Annotated in this window: 18 protein-coding genes; 8 read left to right on the forward strand and 10 right to left on the reverse strand. The window is 68.9% G+C overall.

From position 1 onward, the window contains the following. The first annotated feature begins 100 nt into the window (after nt 1-100). Genes D1793_RS09465 through D1793_RS09490 form a run of 6 tightly spaced genes read left to right on the forward strand, consistent with a single transcriptional unit; the run spans nt 101 to nt 6,007 of the window. Nucleotides 101-2,911 carry a monovalent cation/H+ antiporter subunit A gene (locus tag D1793_RS09465; protein ID WP_119021948.1) on the forward strand — a complete coding sequence of 937 codons (2,811 nt, stop codon included), beginning with the start codon at nt 101-103 and terminating at the stop codon, nt 2,909-2,911. Continuing rightward, a complete protein-coding gene (locus D1793_RS09470; protein ID WP_119021949.1) occupies nt 2,911-3,252 on the forward strand; it encodes a Na+/H+ antiporter subunit C in 342 nt (113 codons plus the stop codon). Before D1793_RS09465 ends, D1793_RS09470 begins: the two co-directional genes overlap by 1 nt. After that, nucleotides 3,249-4,790 (forward strand): monovalent cation/H+ antiporter subunit D, encoded by a 1,542-nt coding sequence (locus D1793_RS09475; RefSeq protein ID WP_119021950.1) that lies wholly within the window; start codon nt 3,249-3,251, stop codon nt 4,788-4,790. The genes D1793_RS09470 and D1793_RS09475 overlap by 4 nt, the downstream gene beginning before the upstream one ends. Continuing rightward, on the forward strand, nt 4,787-5,284 hold the full coding sequence (locus D1793_RS09480) for a Na+/H+ antiporter subunit E (RefSeq protein ID WP_119021951.1): 498 nt from the start codon (nt 4,787-4,789) through the stop codon (nt 5,282-5,284). Before D1793_RS09475 ends, D1793_RS09480 begins: the two co-directional genes overlap by 4 nt. Further along, complete coding sequence (locus D1793_RS09485; protein ID WP_119021952.1) at nt 5,278-5,547, forward strand: K+/H+ antiporter subunit F; 270 nt, start codon at nt 5,278-5,280, stop codon at nt 5,545-5,547. The genes D1793_RS09480 and D1793_RS09485 overlap by 7 nt, the downstream gene beginning before the upstream one ends. A 10-nt stretch (nt 5,548-5,557) precedes the next feature. Continuing rightward, entirely contained in the window at nt 5,558-6,007 is a 450-nt protein-coding gene (locus D1793_RS09490) for a Na+/H+ antiporter subunit G (RefSeq protein ID WP_119021953.1), read from the forward strand. A gap of 24 nt (nt 6,008-6,031) precedes the next feature. Here the strand turns inward: D1793_RS09490 and hemH are convergent, their stop codons facing one another. Continuing rightward, complete coding sequence (gene hemH, locus D1793_RS09495; RefSeq protein ID WP_240407632.1) at nt 6,032-7,132, reverse strand: ferrochelatase; 1,101 nt, start codon at nt 7,130-7,132, stop codon at nt 6,032-6,034. Nucleotides 7,133-7,252: 120 nt separating this feature from the next. Here hemH and D1793_RS09500 point away from each other — a divergent pair, with 120 nt between their 5' ends. Both D1793_RS09500 and D1793_RS09505 read left to right on the forward strand, forming a co-directional pair. Beyond that, nucleotides 7,253-8,866 (forward strand): cryptochrome/photolyase family protein, encoded by a 1,614-nt coding sequence (locus tag D1793_RS09500; protein ID WP_119021954.1) that lies wholly within the window; start codon nt 7,253-7,255, stop codon nt 8,864-8,866. Then, nucleotides 8,863-9,258 carry a DUF393 domain-containing protein gene (locus D1793_RS09505; RefSeq protein ID WP_119021955.1) on the forward strand — a complete coding sequence of 132 codons (396 nt, stop codon included), beginning with the start codon at nt 8,863-8,865 and terminating at the stop codon, nt 9,256-9,258. The genes D1793_RS09500 and D1793_RS09505 overlap by 4 nt, the downstream gene beginning before the upstream one ends. A 72-nt stretch (nt 9,259-9,330) precedes the next feature. Here D1793_RS09505 and D1793_RS09510 read toward each other — a convergent pair whose 3' ends face one another. The 9 genes from D1793_RS09510 to rnr all read right to left on the reverse strand — a co-directional run bounded on the left by D1793_RS09510 (nt 9,331) and on the right by rnr (nt 17,081). Beyond that, nucleotides 9,331-9,633 (reverse strand): DUF6482 family protein, encoded by a 303-nt coding sequence (locus D1793_RS09510; protein WP_119021956.1) that lies wholly within the window; start codon nt 9,631-9,633, stop codon nt 9,331-9,333. Nucleotides 9,634-9,766: 133 nt separating this feature from the next. Further along, nucleotides 9,767-10,060 carry a hypothetical protein gene (locus D1793_RS09515; protein ID WP_119021957.1) on the reverse strand — a complete coding sequence of 98 codons (294 nt, stop codon included), beginning with the start codon at nt 10,058-10,060 and terminating at the stop codon, nt 9,767-9,769. Between the two features lie 99 nt (nt 10,061-10,159). Then, nucleotides 10,160-11,548 (reverse strand): replicative DNA helicase, encoded by a 1,389-nt coding sequence (gene dnaB, locus D1793_RS09520; RefSeq protein ID WP_119021958.1) that lies wholly within the window; start codon nt 11,546-11,548, stop codon nt 10,160-10,162. 141 nt (nt 11,549-11,689) lie between these two features. Continuing rightward, complete coding sequence (gene rplI, locus D1793_RS09525) at nt 11,690-12,136, reverse strand: 50S ribosomal protein L9 (RefSeq protein WP_119021959.1); 447 nt, start codon at nt 12,134-12,136, stop codon at nt 11,690-11,692. A 15-nt stretch (nt 12,137-12,151) separates the two neighbouring features. Next, nucleotides 12,152-13,003: a hypothetical protein gene (locus tag D1793_RS09530; RefSeq protein ID WP_119021960.1), complete on the reverse strand. Its 852-nt coding sequence runs from the start codon at nt 13,001-13,003 to the stop codon at nt 12,152-12,154. A gap of 12 nt (nt 13,004-13,015) precedes the next feature. Next, entirely contained in the window at nt 13,016-13,243 is a 228-nt protein-coding gene (gene rpsR, locus D1793_RS09535) for a 30S ribosomal protein S18 (protein ID WP_023004506.1), read from the reverse strand. Between the two features lie 33 nt (nt 13,244-13,276). After that, nucleotides 13,277-13,645, reverse strand: coding sequence for a 30S ribosomal protein S6 (gene rpsF / locus D1793_RS09540; protein ID WP_119021961.1), 369 nt, complete (start codon nt 13,643-13,645; stop codon nt 13,277-13,279). A 151-nt stretch (nt 13,646-13,796) separates the two neighbouring features. Then, entirely contained in the window at nt 13,797-14,591 is a 795-nt protein-coding gene (gene rlmB / locus D1793_RS09545) for a 23S rRNA (guanosine(2251)-2'-O)-methyltransferase RlmB (RefSeq protein WP_119021962.1), read from the reverse strand. Nucleotides 14,592-14,666: 75 nt separating this feature from the next. Then, on the reverse strand, nt 14,667-17,081 hold the full coding sequence (gene rnr, locus D1793_RS09550; RefSeq protein ID WP_119021963.1) for a ribonuclease R: 2,415 nt from the start codon (nt 17,079-17,081) through the stop codon (nt 14,667-14,669). Nucleotides 17,082-17,201: the final 120 nt, after the last annotated feature.

A 17,201-nucleotide genomic window follows, 5' to 3' on the forward strand; every position in this document is an offset into this window, starting at 1 on the left:
CGGGCGGTGACGTGGCTGCCCGGGCCACAGCGCACCCTCTCTACCCCCGGTGCCCGGCCTGGCCAGTTGTGCCCCCGCCATTGCGTGGATGAGCAAACCGATGGCACTGATGTGGATTCCCCTCCTCACCCTGCTCGGCGCCCTGGTGCCGATATCCACCTCTCGCCACGGTCGACGCCTCTGCGTTCTCGCTACCCTGATCGCTCCCCTGCTCGCTCTGGGCCTGGTGCTTGCCCAGGCCCCGGCGGTGATCGACGGCGAGGTGGTCCGCGTCTCCCTTGCCTGGATGCCCCAACTCGGCCTCGACCTGGCGCTGCGCATCGACGGCCTGACGCTGCTTTTCGCGCTGCTGATCCTCGGCATCGGCAGCCTGATCCTCTTCTACGCCGGCCACTACCTGAGCGCCGACGAGGACGACGGTCGCTTCCTCTCCTACATGATGCTGTTCATGACCGCCATGATCGGCATCGCCATGGCCGACAACCTGCTGCTGCTATGGCTGTTCTGGGAGCTGACCAGCATCACCTCCTTCCTGCTGATCGGCTTCTGGGGGCACCGCAGCGACGCCCGCCGCGGGGCGCGCATGGCGCTGGCGGTGACCGGTGCCGGCGGCCTGGCGCTGCTGGCCGGCCTGCTGCTGATCGGCCAGACGGTGGGCAGCTTCGACATGACCGAGGTGTTGGCCGCCGGCGACCTGATCCGCGCCTCGGAGCACTACCCGCTGATCCTGGCGCTGGTGCTGTTCGGCGCCTTCACCAAGTCGGCCCAGTTCCCCTTCCACTTCTGGCTGCCTCACGCCATGGCGGCGCCGACCCCGGTCTCGGCCTTCCTGCACTCGGCCACCATGGTCAAGGCCGGGGTCTTGCTGATGGCCCGGCTCACCCCGGCGCTGGGCGACAGCACGCTGTGGGCAGTATCGCTCTCCCTGGTGGGCCTCGCCACCATGCTCTATGCCGCCTGGTTCGCCCTCCTGGAGCGCGACCTCAAGGGCATCCTGGCCTTCTCCACGGTGAGCCACCTGGGCCTGATCACCCTGCTGCTGGGGCTGGGCAGTCCGCTGGCCATCGTCGCCGCGGTGTTCCACATCCTCAACCACGCCACCTTCAAGGCGGCACTGTTCATGAGCGTGGGCATCATCGACCACGAGACCGGCACCCGTGACATCGACCGCCTGGGCGCCCTGTGGTCGATGATGCCGCTCACCGGCACCATGGTGATCCTGGCGGGCTCCGCCATGGCGGGCTTCCCGCCCTTCAACGGTTTCCTCTCCAAGGAGATGCTGTTCGAGCAGAGCCTGCTCAACAACGTGCTGGGGGCGCTGAGCGCGCTGATCCCGCTGCTGGTGATGGTGGCCGCCACCCTCTCGGTGGCCTATTCGCTGCGCCTGATCTGGAGCCTGTTCTTCGCCGCCCCCAAGCTGACCCGGGAACAGAAGGCCCAGCCGCCCCTCAAGGCCCATGACCCGGCCCGCGGCATGCTGGCCCCGGGCCTGTTCCTGGCCGCCATGAGCCTGGCGGTGGGTCTCTTCCCCATGACCCTGGCCGCACCCCTGGTCAACGCCGCCAGCCTCGCCGTCCAGGGCGACACCACCCCGCTGATCTCCCTGGCGCTGTGGCACGGCCTCAACCTGCCCCTGGCCATGAGCCTGGTAGCGGTGATCGCGGGCGTGCTGGTGCTGCGCCAGCACCGCCGGCTGGCCGCCATCGCCGCCCTGTTCCCCGCGCGGGACGCCGGGCGCATCTTCGAGGCCGCCGTGCTGAGGGTGATCAAGGCCGCGCTGTGGCTCACCCAGCGCCTGGAGAACGGCTCCCTGCAGCGCTACCAGGCGCTGCTGCTGCTCACCGCCCTGGCCATGGTGGCCGTGGGCCTGACCCGCCTCGACGCCCTGACCGGCCCGCTGGGCCTGCAGCCGGTGGACGGCATGCTGGTGCTGGGGGCGGCACTGATCGTCTTCGGTGCCATCGGCAGCGCCCTGAGCCACCGCTGGCGGCTGGTCTCGCTGCTGATGCTCTCGGTGGTGGGCCTCACCGTCTCGCTCACCTTCGTGCGCTTCTCCGCCCCCGACCTGGCGCTGACCCAGCTCTCGGTGGAGGTGGTGTCGATGATCCTCTTCATCCTGGCGCTCTTCTTCCTGCCCCAGCGCCCTCCCCTGCTGGTCTCGAGCCGGCGCATCCTGCGCGACCTGCTGCTGGCCGTGTCGCTGGGCCTGGTGGTGGCGATGCTCAACTATGCGCTGCTGACCCGGGAGACGCTCTCGATCGCCGACTACTTCCTGCGCGAGGCGGTGCCCGGCGGCGGCGGCACCAACGTGGTCAACGTCATCCTGGTGGACTTCCGCGGCTTCGACACCCTGGGGGAGATCACCGTGCTGACCCTGGCGGGCCTGGCCACCTTCAAGCTGCTCAACCGTATGCGGCTGTTCATGCCGGCGGGCAACCTGGAGGGCATCCGCTGGTCGCGCCACCGCCACCCGATGATCCTCGCCGTGGTGGCCCAGATCCTGCTGCCGCTCGCCCTGCTGGTGTCGGTCTACATCTTCCTGCGCGGCCACAACCAGCCCGGCGGCGGCTTCATCGCCGGCCTGATCACCGCCGTGGCGCTGATCCTGCAGTACATGGCCCGCGGCCACGACTGGACCCGCGAGCGCCTGCCGATCTCCTACCCGGTGGTGGCGGTCTCGGGCCTGGCCATCGCCGTGGCCACCGGCCTTGCCAGCTGGCTGTTCGGCTACCCCTTCCTCACCTCCGCCTTCGGCCACTTCCATCTCCCGCTGATCGGCGAGATCGAGCTGGCCTCGGCGATGCTCTTCGACGTGGGGGTCTACCTGGCCGTGGTCGGCGCCACCCTGATGATCCTGATCAACCTGGGCCGGGTCACCACGATCCATCGCCCGACGCTGGAGGAACGCTGATGGAAGCCCTCTTCTCGCTGGTGGTCGGCGTGCTCACCGCCAGCGGCATCTACCTGCTGCTGCGCGGGCGCACCTTTCCGGTCATCGTCGGCCTCGCCCTGCTCGGCTATGCGGTGAACCTCTTCCTCTTCTCCACCGGCGGCCTGCACACCCACGCCGCGGCGGTGATCGGCGAGTCGATCAGCCCCGCCGACCCGCTGCCCCAGGCGCTGGTGCTCACCGCCATCGTCATCGGCTTCGCCATGACCGCCTTCGTGGTGATCCTGGCGATCCGCGCGCGCAGCGAGCTGGGCAGCGACCACGTGGATGGCCAGTCCGGCGAAGCGGGAGACGCGAAATGATGCAGCACCTGATCACCCTGCCGGTGCTGATCCCGATGATCGGCGCCATGGCGCTGCTGCTGGCCAGCCAGGCCAGCGATACCCGGCGGCGCCAGCTGAGCGTGGCGCTGTGCGCGGCCCAGGTGCTGGTCAGCGCCTGGCTGCTGCATGGCGCCGCCGGCGGCGGGCTGCTCTTCTACGCCCTGGGCAACTGGCATGCCCCCTTCGGCATCGTGCTGATGCTGGATCGGCTCTCCGCGCTGATGCTCGTCCTCACCGCGGTGCTGGCGCTGGGCTGCGTGCTCTTCGCCAGCGCCGGCGAGGACGCCCGGGGCAGCAACTTCCATGGCCTCTTCCAGCTGCAGTTGATGGGGCTCAACGGGGCCTTCCTGACCGGCGACCTGTTCAACCTCTTCGTCTTCTTCGAGATCCTGCTGCTGGCCTCCTATGCCCTGCTGATGCACGGCGGCGGCAAGGAGCGCATCGGCGCCGGGCTGCACTACGTGATCCTCAACCTGGCTGGCTCGGCGCTCTTCCTGGTGGCGCTGGGGGTGCTCTACGGCGCCACCGGCACCCTCAACATGGCCGACATGGCGCGTCGTGTCGCGGTGATGTCCGGCGACCAGGCGGCGCTGGTGACCGCCGGCGCCCTGCTGCTGATCGTGGTATTCAGCCTCAAGGCGGCGCTCCTGCCCCTCTACTTCTGGCTGCCGCGCACCTATGCCGCCGCCCCGGCGCCGGTGGCCGCGCTGTTCGCCATCATGACCAAGGTCGGGCTCTACGCCATCCTGCGGGTGCAATCGCTGATCTTCGGCGAGTCGCCTGCCGCCGAGGCGATCACCGCCTGGCTGTGGTGGGCGGGACTGGCCACCATCGCCCTGGCCGGGGTCGGCGTGCTGGCGGCCCGGGACCTGCGCACTCTGGTGGCCTACCTGGTGCTGGTCTCGGTGGGCACCCTGCTGGCCGGCCTGGCCCTGGGCTCCGTGGACGCCGTCGGCGCGCTGCTCTTCTACCTGCCCCACACCACCCTGGCGTGCGGGGCGCTCTACCTGATCGCCGAGCTGATCGGCCAGCAGCGCGGCAAGGCGGGCACCCGCCTGGTGCGCGGCCGGCGCCTCTATCAGCGCCATCTGCTGGGCGGCATGTTCCTGGTCGCCGCCGTGGCGGTGGCCGGCCTCCCCCCCCTGGCCGGCGCCCTGGGCAAGCTGCTGCTGATGCAGGCCACCGAGGGAAGCGCCCGGCTGTGGCTCTGGCCGCTGCTGCTGCTGGCCGGGCTCTGCGCCCTGATCGCCATGTCCCGCGCCGGCTCGGTGTTCTTCTGGGCCAGCTACAAGGGCGAGGTGGAGAGCGGCCGCGTCTCCCGGCCGCAGCTGGCGGGCGTGCTCTGGCTGCTGGCCAGCGCCCCGCTGCTGGTAGGCTTCGCCGGCCCGGTCAGCGACTACGCCCGCGATACCGCCGAACAGCTGGCCGCGCCACGGGTCGTGGTCTCCCGGCTGCTCGGTGAATCCCCGGCCCTGCAGTTCGGCCGGCACACCATCGACGAGGGAGAGTCACCATGAGAGCCATGGGTCGCCTGTTGCCCACCCCCACCCTGTCGCTGGTGCTGCTGGTCGTCTGGCTGCTGCTGGTACGCAGCATCGCACCGGGCCAGCTGCTCCTCGGCGCCGCCCTGGCGGTGGGCATCCCGCTGCTCACCCGCGGCTTCTGGGAGCCGCTGCCCCAGGTCAGGCACCCCCTCAAGCTGGCCTGGTTCGTGCTGGTGGTGCTCTACGACATCGTCAAGGCCAACATCCATGTCAGCCTGCTGATCCTGTCACCGAAGCGCGAGCCCCACCCCGGCTTCATCGAGTATCCCCTGCAGGTCAAGGAACCGCTGACCATCACCCTGCTGGCCAACACCATCACCATGACCCCGGGGACCGTCTCCACCAATATCCGCCTGGACCGCTCATCGCTGCTGATCCATGTGCTCGACATGGAGGATGAGCAGGCGCTGGTGCGCGAGATACAGGAGCGCTACGAGCGCCCGCTCAAGGAGATCTTCGAATGCTAGAGACCGCGCTGATGATCAGCCTGGGCCTGATCGTGGCGGCCATGGCCATGAACGTGCTGCGCCTGGCCAGGGGACCCGACGTGCCCGACCGCCTGCTGGCCCTGGACACCCTGTACGTCAACTCCATCGCGCTGATCGTGCTGCTGGGGCTGTGGCTCAACACCAAGACCTACTTCGAGGCGGCGATCCTGATCGCCATGCTGGGCTTCGTCGGTACCATGGCCATCTGCCGCTACCTGCTGCGCGGCGACATCATCGAGTGAGGAGGCACCCATGAGCTTCACCCTGCTGGCCGAAGGCGTCGTCGCCTTCCTGCTGGTGGCAGGCGGCGTCTTCGCCTTCACCGGCTCCCTGGGCATGCTGCAGTTCAAGGACTTCTTCATGCGCCTGCACGGCCCCACCAAGGGCACCACCCTGGGGATCGGCTGCGTGCTGATCGCCTCGATGCTCTACTTCACGGTGACCCAGCGGGAGTTCCACGTGCAGGAGCTGCTGATCACCCTGTTCCTCTTCATCACCGCGCCGGTCACCGGCCATATGCTGGCCAAGACCGGGCTGCACATGCACCTGCGCTTCACCACCGGGACCCGCGGCTCGCTGCCGGAGCTGCGCGACGAGGACGTGGGCCAGAGCCGGGTGGCGCGACCCGCCAAGGCGCGCCACCCGTGGCGCACCCGCCAGTCACGCCAGAGGTCTCGTCAGAAGTCCCGCCTGCCCCACTGATATCGGCACACCGCCCGGCGGCCCTCAGGCCCCGGGCGCTACCCAGCCGGAGAGCTCGTTGCCGATGATGGCGAGCAGCGCGGCGATATGGTCGTCGCGGGCATTCAGGCAGGGCACGTAGGTGAAGGTCTCTCCCCCCGCGGCCAGGAAGGCGTCGCGGATCTCCTCCTCGATCTCCTCCAGGGTCTCCACGCAGTCGGCGGAGAAGGCCGGCGAGATCACCGCGATATGCTTCTTCCCCTGACGGGCCAGCTCGGCCACGTGCTCCACGGTCTGGGGGCCGACCCACTCCTCGGGGCCGAACTGGGACTGAAAGGCGGTCTGGATCGCCTCGCCCTCCCAGCCCAGCGCCTCGCGCAGCAGTCGCGTGGTCTTCTGGCACTGGCAGTGGTAGGGGTCGCCCTCCATCAGGAAGCGCTTGGGCACCCCGTGGTAGGAGGCCACCAGCACCTCGGGCGGCGTCGCCGCGGCCTCGTAAGCCTCGCGCACCGTAGCGGCCAGCGCCTCGATGTACTGGGGGTGTTCGAAGTAGGCGGGCACGGTACGCAGGGCCGGCTGCCACTTGAGCTGCATCAGGGTGCGAAAGGCCTGGTCGTTGGCGGTCGCCGTGGTGGGCGAGGCGTACTGGGGGTAGAGCGGGAAGAAGAGGATCTTCTCGCAGCCCGCGGCCTGCATGCGCTTCAGCACGCTGTCGGTGGAGGGGTTGCCGTAGCGCATGCAGAAGTCGACCATCACCTGCTCGCCGTAGTGCGCCGCGAGCCCCTCGGCCACCTTGCGGGTCTGCTCCCGGGTCGTGGTCAAAAGCGGGCTCTCGTCCTTCTCGGTGTTCCAGATGCTCCGATAGGCCTCGCCGGACTTGAAGGGCCGCCGCGCCAGGATGATCAGCTGCAGCAGCGGCTGCCACTTCCAGCTCGGGTAGTCGACCACCCGCTTGTCGGAGAGGAACTCGCTGAGGTAGCGGCGCATCGACCAGTAGTCGGTGGCATCCGGGGTGCCCAGGTTGGCCAGCACCACCCCCACCCGGGCACGCGGCACCGGCGGGTGGTCGCTGGGCGCATGGGCCAGGCGGCCCTCGCCGGGACGGTCCATGGCCGCGCTGGCCGAATCCTTGGTCTCAGTGCTCATGGGAGGGCTCCTTGATCGATGCACACGAAGTGATGAGATGCGGCTAGTGTATCAGGCCGCTCGCCGCGCGGGGCATCAAGTTGTACTATCGGCAATATTTGTACAGCTTCAGGTGAGCCCATGCCCCGCCCCCTGGTACTGCTCCTCGGCGACCAGCTGAGTCTGGATCTGCCCAGCCTGCGCGACCTGCCCGGCGATGCGGTGGTGGCGCTGTGCGAGGTGGCCGCCGAGGGCACCTACGTGCCCCACCATCCCCAGAAGATCGCCCTGATCCTGGCCGCCATGCGCCACTTTGCGGGCGAGCTGCGCGAACGCGGATTCCGGGTTCACTACAGCGCCCTGGACGACCCCGACAACCTGCAGGCGCTGATTCCGGAGGCCGAACGCCTGGCCGCCCTCTACGGCTGCGACGAGATCCGCGCGGTGCGCCCGGGGGAGTGGCGGCTCTGGCAGGCGATGAAGGAGCGGGAGGCCGCCGCCCTGCCCTGGCGCCTGCTGGAGGATGACCGCTTCTATACCACCCCAGACGACTTCGCCGCCTGGTCGGCGGGCCGCAAGTCGCTGCGCCTGGAATACTTCTATCGCGAGCAGCGCCGCCGCACCGGCCTCTTGATGGAGGGCGATGCGCCCGCCGGAGGGCGCTGGAACTACGATCACGACAACCGCGAGCCGCTGGACGCCGGTCTGGCGGTCCCCGAGCCGCCACGCCACGGTCGCGATGCCACCACCGAGGCGGTGTTCGCCCTGGTCGCCGAGCACTTCGGCGAGCACTTCGGCCGCCTCGAGGGCTTCCACTGGCCGGTGACGCGGCGCCAGGCGCTGGTCGACCTGCGCCACTTCCTCGCCCAGCTGCTGCCGGACTTCGGCCGCTACCAGGACGCCATCAGCGACGCCGAGCCCTTCCTGTTTCACTCGCGGCTCGCCGCGGCGCTCAATATAGGTCTGCTCTCCCCGCGGGAGGTGTGCGAGGGCGCGGAGCGGGAGTATCTCGAGGGGCGTGCCCCCCTCAACTCGGTGGAGGGCTTCATCCGCCAGATCCTGGGCTGGCGGGAGTATGTGCGAGGCCTCTACTGGACGCGCATGCCCGCCTACAAGCGTGGCAACGCCCTGGGGGGGAGCCAGGCGCTGCCCGCCTGCTACTGGAGCGGCGACACCGAGCTGCGCTGCCTGCGCCGGGCCATCGCGATGACCCGCGACCACGCCTACGCCCACCATATCCAGCGGCTGATGGTGACCGGCAACGTCGCGCTGCTCTGCGATGTCTCCCCCGAGGCGCTCTGCGACTGGTACCTGGCGGTCTACGCCGACGCCTGCGAGTGGGTGGAACTGCCCAACGTGCTGGGCATGGTGCTGCATGCCGACGGCGGCCTGATGGGCTCCAAGCCCTACTGCGCCTCGGGCAGGTACATCGACCGCATGTCGGACCACTGCCGCCACTGCCGCTTCGACCCGAAGCAGGTGACCGGCGAGCGCGCCTGCCCCCTCAACAGCCTCTACTGGCGCTTCCTGGAGCGCCACGCCGAGACGCTCTCCGCCAACCCACGCATGAAGCTGATCTACGGCTCGCTCCGGCGCATGAGTGACGACAAGCGGGCCGCCATCCGCGACCAGGCCGAGCGCTTCCTGGCACGGCTGCCGCGCACGACGGCCTGGCACGCCGAGGCCGCGGGACAGCGCGCCCTCCACCTGGCCGGCTACGCAGCGGAACACACTTCCCGGGAGGAGAGACCATGAGCCGGCGCGACACCCTACAGGCACTCGCTCCGGTGACCCTCTACCACGACGGCCACTGCCCGCTCTGCCAGCGGGAGGTGGCCTGGCTGGCGCGCCACCCGCGGCGCGAGCGCGTGGCGCTGGTGGACATCCAGGCAGCGGAGTTCGATGCCGAGGCGCTGGGGCGCACCTTCGAGGCGATGATGGGCAGGCTGCACCTGCAGGACGCCGAGGGGCGCTGGTTCATCGGCATGGACGCCAGCCGGGCGCTCTATGCAGTGCTGGGGTATCGGCGCCTGGTCTGGCTGAGCTGCCTGCCGGGGATCGCCGGCCTCATGGATGCGGGGTATCGCTGGTTTGCCCGCCGCCGGGTGCGCCTGGGACGCTGGCTCGAGGGGCGGCGGAGGAAATGAGGGGGAAGAGGGAGGCGGTGAGTGACCGGACACCGCCGTGCGGCTCGCCGGTAGCGCCGGCCGGCACCCGGCTCAGAACACCAGCGGCATGCGCGAGGTGAGCGGGTCGTGGTAGTGCGCCTCGCGACCGATTACCTCGTCGTGGGGTACGTGCTGCACCAGGTAGGCGCGGTGGATGCCGGCACGCTTGAGCTCCAGGTAGACATCGTCCAGGGAGCGATAGAGCACCGGCTTGCCCTGGCGGGTCAGCATATGGCGCTGACCCTCGATATCTTCCAGCTCGACCTGATAGAAGCGGCTGCCGGCGTGGCCGATGACGCGGATCTCGAAGTTGTCGTGATGGGCCGCGAAGGCCTTGAGGTCCTTGAATTCCATGGTTCCCTCCAGGAGATCTTGTGGTTGCAGTGCCACGCAGTCTGGCGCCTGCAGATGACGCCAGGGTGACGACTGGGTGTCGAGGCTATGACCCCCGACACCCCGGAGGGTTCCGCAAGTAACTGATTACAGGCTATTGGTAGCTGGAGGGATCAATGGCCTTGCCGAGCGAGTTGCGGTCGATCCACTTGCCCGCCTTGGTCTCCTTGTAACGGAACACCACGCTGTCGCCGACCTGCACCGGCAGCTCGGCGTCCTCGGCCTGGTAGCTGTAGGCCTCGCCCTCCACCACCAGGTGGTAGCGATAGAGGTCGGGCATGCCCAGCCACTCCTTGAAGGGGCCTTCACGCTCCAGGGACTGGAGCTCGCCGCGCGCCTGTAGCTTGGGGGTGCGCTGCCGATTGCCGCGCCGAAATCCGCCTGCCATGCTGCCTCCTCGATTCTTTCTGCCCGGCTCGATGTGTCCGGGCCTGGGGGGTTGGCATTATACGGCCCCGCACGCCGGGCTCAAGCCGGGCGCCTCGGCCTACTCGCCGAAGGTGTCGCCGTAGCTGTCCGGGGCCAGGTCCTCGAAGCGGGTGTACTTGCCGATGAAGGCCATGTGCACCGTGCCGATGGGGCCGTTACGCTGCTTGCCGATGATCAGTTCGGCGAGCCCCTGGTTGTCGGGGTTGTCCGGGTTGTAGACCTCGTCGCGATAGACGAAGGCGATCACGTCGGCGTCCTGCTCGATGGCGCCCGATTCCCGCAGGTCCGACATCACCGGCCGCTTGTTGGGGCGCTGCTCCAGGGAGCGGTTGAGCTGGGAGAGCGCCACCACCGGGCAGCCGAACTCCTTGGCCATGCCCTTGAGCGAGCGGGAGATCTCGGAGATCTCGCCGGTGCGGTTCTCGGAGAAGCCGGGGATCTGCATCAGCTGCAGGTAGTCGATCATCACCAGGCCGATGTTGCCGTGCTCGCGTACCACCCGCCGGATACGCGAGCGCATCTCGTTGGGCGAGAGCGCCGCGGTGTCGTCGATGAACAGCTGCTTGTCCTTGAGCAGGTTCACCGCCGAGGTGAGCCGCGGCCAGTCCTCGTCCTCCAGCTGACCGGTACGCACCCGGGTCTGGTCGATGCGCCCGAGCGACGAGAGCATGCGCAGCATCAGCGATTCGGCGGGCATCTCCATGGAGAAGACCATCACCGGGCGGTCACTGGCGATCACCGCATGCTCCACCAGGTTCATGGCGAAGGTCGTCTTGCCCATGGAGGGCCGCCCCGCGATGATCACCAGGTCCGAGGGCTGCAGGCCCGAGGTCATCTCGTCCAGGTCGCGGAAGCCGGTGGAGAGGCCGGTCATCTCCCCCTTCATGTTGAAGAGCTCGTCGATGCGATCCACCGCCTTGGCGAGCAGCTCGCTCATGCCGATGGGCCCGCCCGACTTCGGGCGCTCCTCGCTGATCTGGAACACCAGCCGCTCCGCCTCGTCCACCAGCTCGTCCGCCGGCCGTCCCTGGGGGCTGAAGGCGCCGTCGGCGATCTGGCTGGCGGCGCGGATCAGCTTGCGCAGGGTGGCGCGCTCGCGAACGATATCGGCGTAGGCGCGGATGTTGCTGGCCGAGGGGGTGTTGCGGGCCAGCTCGGCCAGGTAGGCGAGCCCCCCCACGGTATCGAGCTGGTCGCGCCCCTCGAGGGCCTCGGAGAGGGTGACCACGTCCAGCGGGCGGGCCGACTCGGCCAGCCCCGCCATAACGTTGAAGATCAGCCGGTGCTCGTAGCGGTAGAAGTCGTCGGCCACCAGGCGGTCGGCGACGTTGTCCCACGCCTGATTGTCGAGCATCAGGCCACCCAGCACCGACTGCTCCGCCTCCAGCGAGTGGGGCGGCACCTTGAGGGCGGCGGTTTCCTTGTCGTGCTCGAGGAGCTCGTTCATGGCGAGGGGCACCTGGGTAACGCGGGGAGGCTCATTCTACCCCAGGCCGCTGGCTCTGCCAGCGGCCGAAAAAGACGCAGGGGCGCGAGGATCTCTCCTCGCGCCCCTGGTGTCGCCCCGCAGGGCGATGGCGGGCCGGTGTTACTCGGCCACGACCACCACGCGCACGGTGGCGTCGACGTCCGCATGCAGCTGCAGGTGGATGTCGTATTCGCCGGTGGCGCGGATCGGGCCTTCCGGCATCTTCACTTCGCTCTTGGCCACGTCGAAGCCGGCAGAGGCGATGGCCTCAGCCAGGTCGCGGGGACCGATGGAGCCGAACAGCTTGCCCTCGTCGCCGGCCTTGGCGACCAGGGAGAGTTCGATCTCGTTGAGCTGGGCGGCACGCGCTTCGGCCTCGGCCTTGCGCTCGGCGGCCTGGGCCTCGAGCTCGGCGCGCTGGGCCTGGAAGGCCTCGATGTTGTCCTTGGTGGCCGGCACGGCGAGGCCGTAGGGCACCAGGTAGTTGCGGCCGTAGCCGGGCTTGACGGTCACCTGGTCACCCAGGCCGCCGAGCTTGCCGATATTGTCGAGCAGAATGACTTCCATCTCGTTAACCTCTTGTCAGTTGCGGCTGGCCAGGCGCCCGCGGATATCCGCGAAGACGTCGATGAAGGCCAGCAGCAGCACAATCAGAATCATGGGCCAGGTGGTGATCAGCAGCACATAGAAGAGGATCAGCCACAGCCCGTTCATCCCTTTCAGTCCGATATAACCATGTACCAGCGCGATGCCAGCGACCAGCAGCGGGATCCACAGCAGCATGCCCAGGGCGGGCAGGCCCAGCACAGCACCCACGACGCCGAGAACGACCAGCACGGCCAGCTCGCGGGGCGTCAGGCGCAGGCCATGGAACTCCTCGCGGAAGCCCCCGGGATTGTAGAGCCCCGCCTGCCAGCTGCGCGCCAGGGCCAGGCAGGCCACGGCGGCGACCAGCACCACGAGCCCGGTGATGCCACCGATCAGCATCCCGGCCAGCTGCTCGGTATCGAGCCCCTGGCTGGTCAGCTCGCTGAGCAGGCGCTCCACCTCGGGCGAACCCTGGCGAAGCTGCTCCAGCATGGGGCCGGCCCCGCCCGGCGGCAGGAAGACGCCGAGCTGGATCATCCCGGCGCCGACCAGGGCGCCGGTGATCAGCGCCTCGCTCCAGCGCATGCGGGAGCGCAGCACGATCGCCATCAGCGTGACCAGCAGCACGCTGGTCAACGGGATGACGTCGCCCTGGACCCACCACCATCCGGCCGGCAGCCCGGCCGCCACGATCACCGGCAGCGCCGGGGAGAGGCCGCGACGCAGGGTGACCAGGGCCGCGATGGCGGCCCCCAGCCAGAACAGCCAGGGGATGAGTGTTGCAAGGGCGGCCCCACCGACGGCATAGGGCGTTCCCCGCATCATCCAGCGGGCGATCGCGAGCATCACGCCAGCCGCTTACTGGTGGCTATCGGTGTAGGGCAGCAGGGCCAGGTAGCGGGCGCGCTTGACGGCGGTGGCCAGCTGGCGCTGATAGCGAGCCTTGGTCCCGGTGATACGGCTGGGAACGATCTTGCCGGTCTCGGTGATGTAGGCCTTGAGGGTGTCCAGATCCTTGTAATCGATCTGCTTCACGCCCTCGGCGGTGAAACGACAGAACTTGCGGCGACGGAAAAAGCGTGCCATGTGAAGACTCCTTCAGACGTGCGATGGGTGAGATCAGGCGGTTTCGGCGCGGGGCTTCTCGTCGCGACGGGCGCGCTTCTCTTCCACCGGCTTCATCATCGGGGAAGCTTCAGTGATCGCTTCCTTGCAACGCACCACCAGGCTGCGCAGGATGGCGTCGTTGAAGCGGAAGATGTTCTCGATCTCGTCGAGAGTCTCGCCTTCGCACTCGACGTTCATCAGCACGTAGTGGGCCTTGTGGATCTTGTTGATCGGGTAGGCCAGGTGACGACGACCCCAATCCTCGAGACGATGCACGGTACCGCCGTTCTCGGTGACGAGGCTGGTGTAGCGCTCGACCATGGCAGGAACCTGCTCGCTCTGGTCCGGGTGGACCATGAACACGATTTCGTAGTGACGCATGGAATCTCCTTGCGGTTTGGCAGCTTCCGCGGGAGGCCTGAGCTCCGGGGAAGCAAGGAGGTGATAACGGAAAAACACGAGCGCCCGTTCGATGGACGAACGGGCGCAGGTATTCTAGGGAGTGCGGGGCGAGATAGCAAGCGGCGGCGCGTCAGCCCCGACGCTGGCGGACCGCCTCGAACAGGCAGATGCCGGCCGCCACCGAGACGTTGAGGCTCGACACGCTGCCGGCCATGGGCAGCTTGACCAGCTGGTCGCAGCCCTCCCGGGTGAGGCGGCGCATCCCCTTGCCCTCGGCGCCCATCACCAGGGCGGTGGGGCCGGCAAGGTCGGCTTCAAAGACCAGCGCCTCGGCCTCCCCGGCGGTGCCGGTGATCCAGACGCCGAGCTCCTTGAGCCTGGCCAGGGCACGGGCCAGGTTGGTGACCTGGTAGACCGGCACGCTCTCGGCGGCGCCACAGGCCACCTTGCGCACCGTGGCATTGAGCGGCGCGGCCTTGTCCTTGGGCACGATCACGCCGTGCACCCCGGCGGCATCGGCGCTGCGCAGACAGGCCCCGAAGTTGTGCACGTCGGTGACGCCATCCAGCACCAGCAGCAGCGGCGGCTCCTCCCGGGACCAGGCCTCGAGGCGGAACCACAGCTCCGCCTCGCCGGCGAAGGCCAGCGGGGGGGCGAAGGCGACGATGCCCTGGTGGGCCGCCCCCTGGGCCAGCCGGTCCAGGTCGTCGCGAGGACGGGACTGGATGCGCGCACCGCGACCGGCGGCCGCCTCCACCAGCTCGGCGAGGCGGCCGCCGGCGCTACCCTCCTGGACCCACAGCTCCCGGGGCACCTCGCCGCGCTCGAGCAAGGCCCGCACCGCGTGCACGCCGAACACGGCTTCAAGCCCCCCGGGTGTGCCGGAGTTGCCGCCAGCAGGGCGGCGGGATCGCTTCTGTTTCATCGCATTCATCCACTCAGGGAAACGAGCAGGGGCGCCGGCGGCAGGCCGCCGGCGCCCCTCGCGGACAGGACTCGCTCAGCGGCGCGAGCGGCGGCGACGACCGCCCCCACGCTTCTTGCCGGCGCCCTCCTCTCCTCGGGCCGCCGGGCCGGCATCCGCCGCGGCCGGCTTGCCGCCGGCCCGGGCGCGCCCCTTGTCCGAAGCCTCATCGCCCTTGCCACGGCGGCGCGGCGCACGCTTGGGGCGCGGCTTGTCGTCGGCCAGGGCGAAGTCGATCTTGCGATCGTTGAGGTCGACCCGCGCCACCTGAACGCTGACGCCATCGCCCAGCCGGTAGCTCATGCCGCTGCGCTCGCCCTTGAGACGGTGCTTCTCCGGCTCGTAGTGGTAGTAGTCGGAGGGCAGCGAGGTGACGTGCACCAGGCCCTCGACATAGACCTCGTCGAGGCGCACGAAGATGCCGAACTGGGTGACCGAGGCGATGGTGCCGTCGAACACCTCGCCGAGCTTGTCGGACATGAACTCGCACTTGAGCCAGTCTTCGACGTCGCGGGTGGCATCGTCGGCGCGCCGCTCGGTCATGGAGCAGTGCTCGCCGAGCTCAAGCATCTGCTCGAAGGTGTAGGGGCACCACTTGCTGGGCGGCTCCACCTTGGCGTCGTCGGCGCGCAGCACCGTGTTGGTCTGGCGCGGGCCGCGGATCACTGAGCGGATGGCGCGGTGCACCAGCAGGTCGGGATAGCGGCGGATCGGCGAGGTGAAGTGGGCATAGGCCGGGTAGGCCAGGCCGAAGTGCCCCTCGTTCTGGGGCGAGTAGACCGCCTGGCTCATGGAGCGCAGCATCACCGTCTGGATGACGTCGGCGTCCGGCCGGCCGCGAATCGCCTCGGCCAGGTCACGGTAGTGCTGGGGGGTCGGCTCGTCGCCGCCGCCCACCGAGAGCCCGAGCTCAGCGAGGAACAGCCGCAGCTTGTCGAGGCGCTCCGGCGAGGGGCGCTCGTGGATGCGATAGAGGGCCGGCAGGTCATGCTTGTCGAGGAAACGCGCCGTGGCCACGTTGGCCGCCAGCATGCACTCCTCGATGATCTTGTGGGCGTCGTTGCGGCTGCGCGGCACGATCTTCTCGATCTTGCGCTCGTCGTTGAAGACGATGGCGGTCTCGGTGGTCTCGAAGTCGATGGCCCCACGGGCCTCCCTCGCCTCGCGCAGCACCCGGTAGAGGGCGTGCAGGTTCTTGAGCGAGGGTACCAGCTCCCGGTACTCCTCGCGCAGCGCATCCCCTGCGGCATCGTCCTCGTCGAGGATCGCCGCCACCTTGTTGTAGGTGAGGCGCGCATGGGACTGGAACACCGCCTCATAGAAACGGTAGCGGCTGATGGTGCCGCTCTGGGAGATATTCATCTCGCAGACCAGTGCCAGGCGGTCGACGGCCGGGTTGAGGGAACAGAGCCCGTTGGAGAGCAGCTCCGGCAGCATCGGCACCACCTGCCCCGGGAAGTAGACCGAGTTGCCGCGGCGTATCGCCTCCTGGTCCAGGGCACTGCCCGGACGCACGTAGTGGGAAACGTCGGCGATGGCCACCAGCAACTTCCAGCTGCCGGACTTGGTCTTCCAGGCGCAGACCGCGTCGTCGAAGTCCTTGGCGCTCTCGTCGTCGATGGTGACCAGCGGCACGTCGCGCAGATCGATGCGGCGGTGCTTGTCCTCGTCCACCACCTCGGCGGACATGCCGGCGATCTGGTCGTGGACCTCCGGCGGGAACTCGGCGGGAATCTCGTAGCTGCGGATGGCGATATCGATCTCCATCCCGGGATCCATGCGCTCGCCGAGCACCTCGACCACCTCGCCCACCGGCTGCACCCGGGTCTCGGGCTGCTGCACGATCCTTGCCGAGATCACCTGGCCATCCTTCGCCCCACCGCAGGCGCTGTGCGGGATGATCACCTCCTGGGTGATGCGGGGGTTCTCCGGGATCAGCACTCCGAACTCGGGCGTGTTCTCGCGGTAGACGCCGACGATGGTCTGGGTGTTGTGGGAGAGCACCTCGGCGATGGTCGCCTCGTCGCGGCCGCGGCGGTCGCGCCCGCTGATGCGCGCCAGCACGTAGTCGCCGTGGAAGACCCGGCGCATCTGGCGCGGCGGCAGCACCAGATCCGGCTTCTTGCCATCCTCGCGGATCAGGAAGCCGAAGCCGTCGCGGTGACCGAGCACCTTGCCGCGGATCAGGTCGAGCTTGTCGATCAGCGCATAGGCACCGGCGCGATTGCGCAGCACCTGGCCATCGCGCTCCATGGCGGCCAGGCGGCGGCGGACCGCCTCCTCGAGGTCCTCGTCATCGAGGCCCAGCAGGCGGCTCATCTTCTCGTGGGTGATCGGCTTGCCATACTCCTCGAGCCGGGCGAGCAGGTACTCGCGGCTGGGGGCAGGGTTGTCGTACTTGTGGGCCTCGCGGCTGGCGTGCGGGTCGTCGCTGAGCGTCCAGTGGGTCATGCGGAGAGCATCCTTGGCAGGGTCGGGGACGGCAGGAAGGAGAAGGCGCACGAGCGCCGCGGGCATGGAATCTTGCTGATAGGGTCTATTGTCATGGCCGCAGTATAGCGCTGCGAGCGC

This window comes from Halomonas sp. JS92-SW72 (assembly GCF_003547075.1).
In the GTDB taxonomy this organism is placed as follows: Bacteria; Pseudomonadota; Gammaproteobacteria; order Pseudomonadales; family Halomonadaceae; genus Halomonas; species Halomonas alkalicola.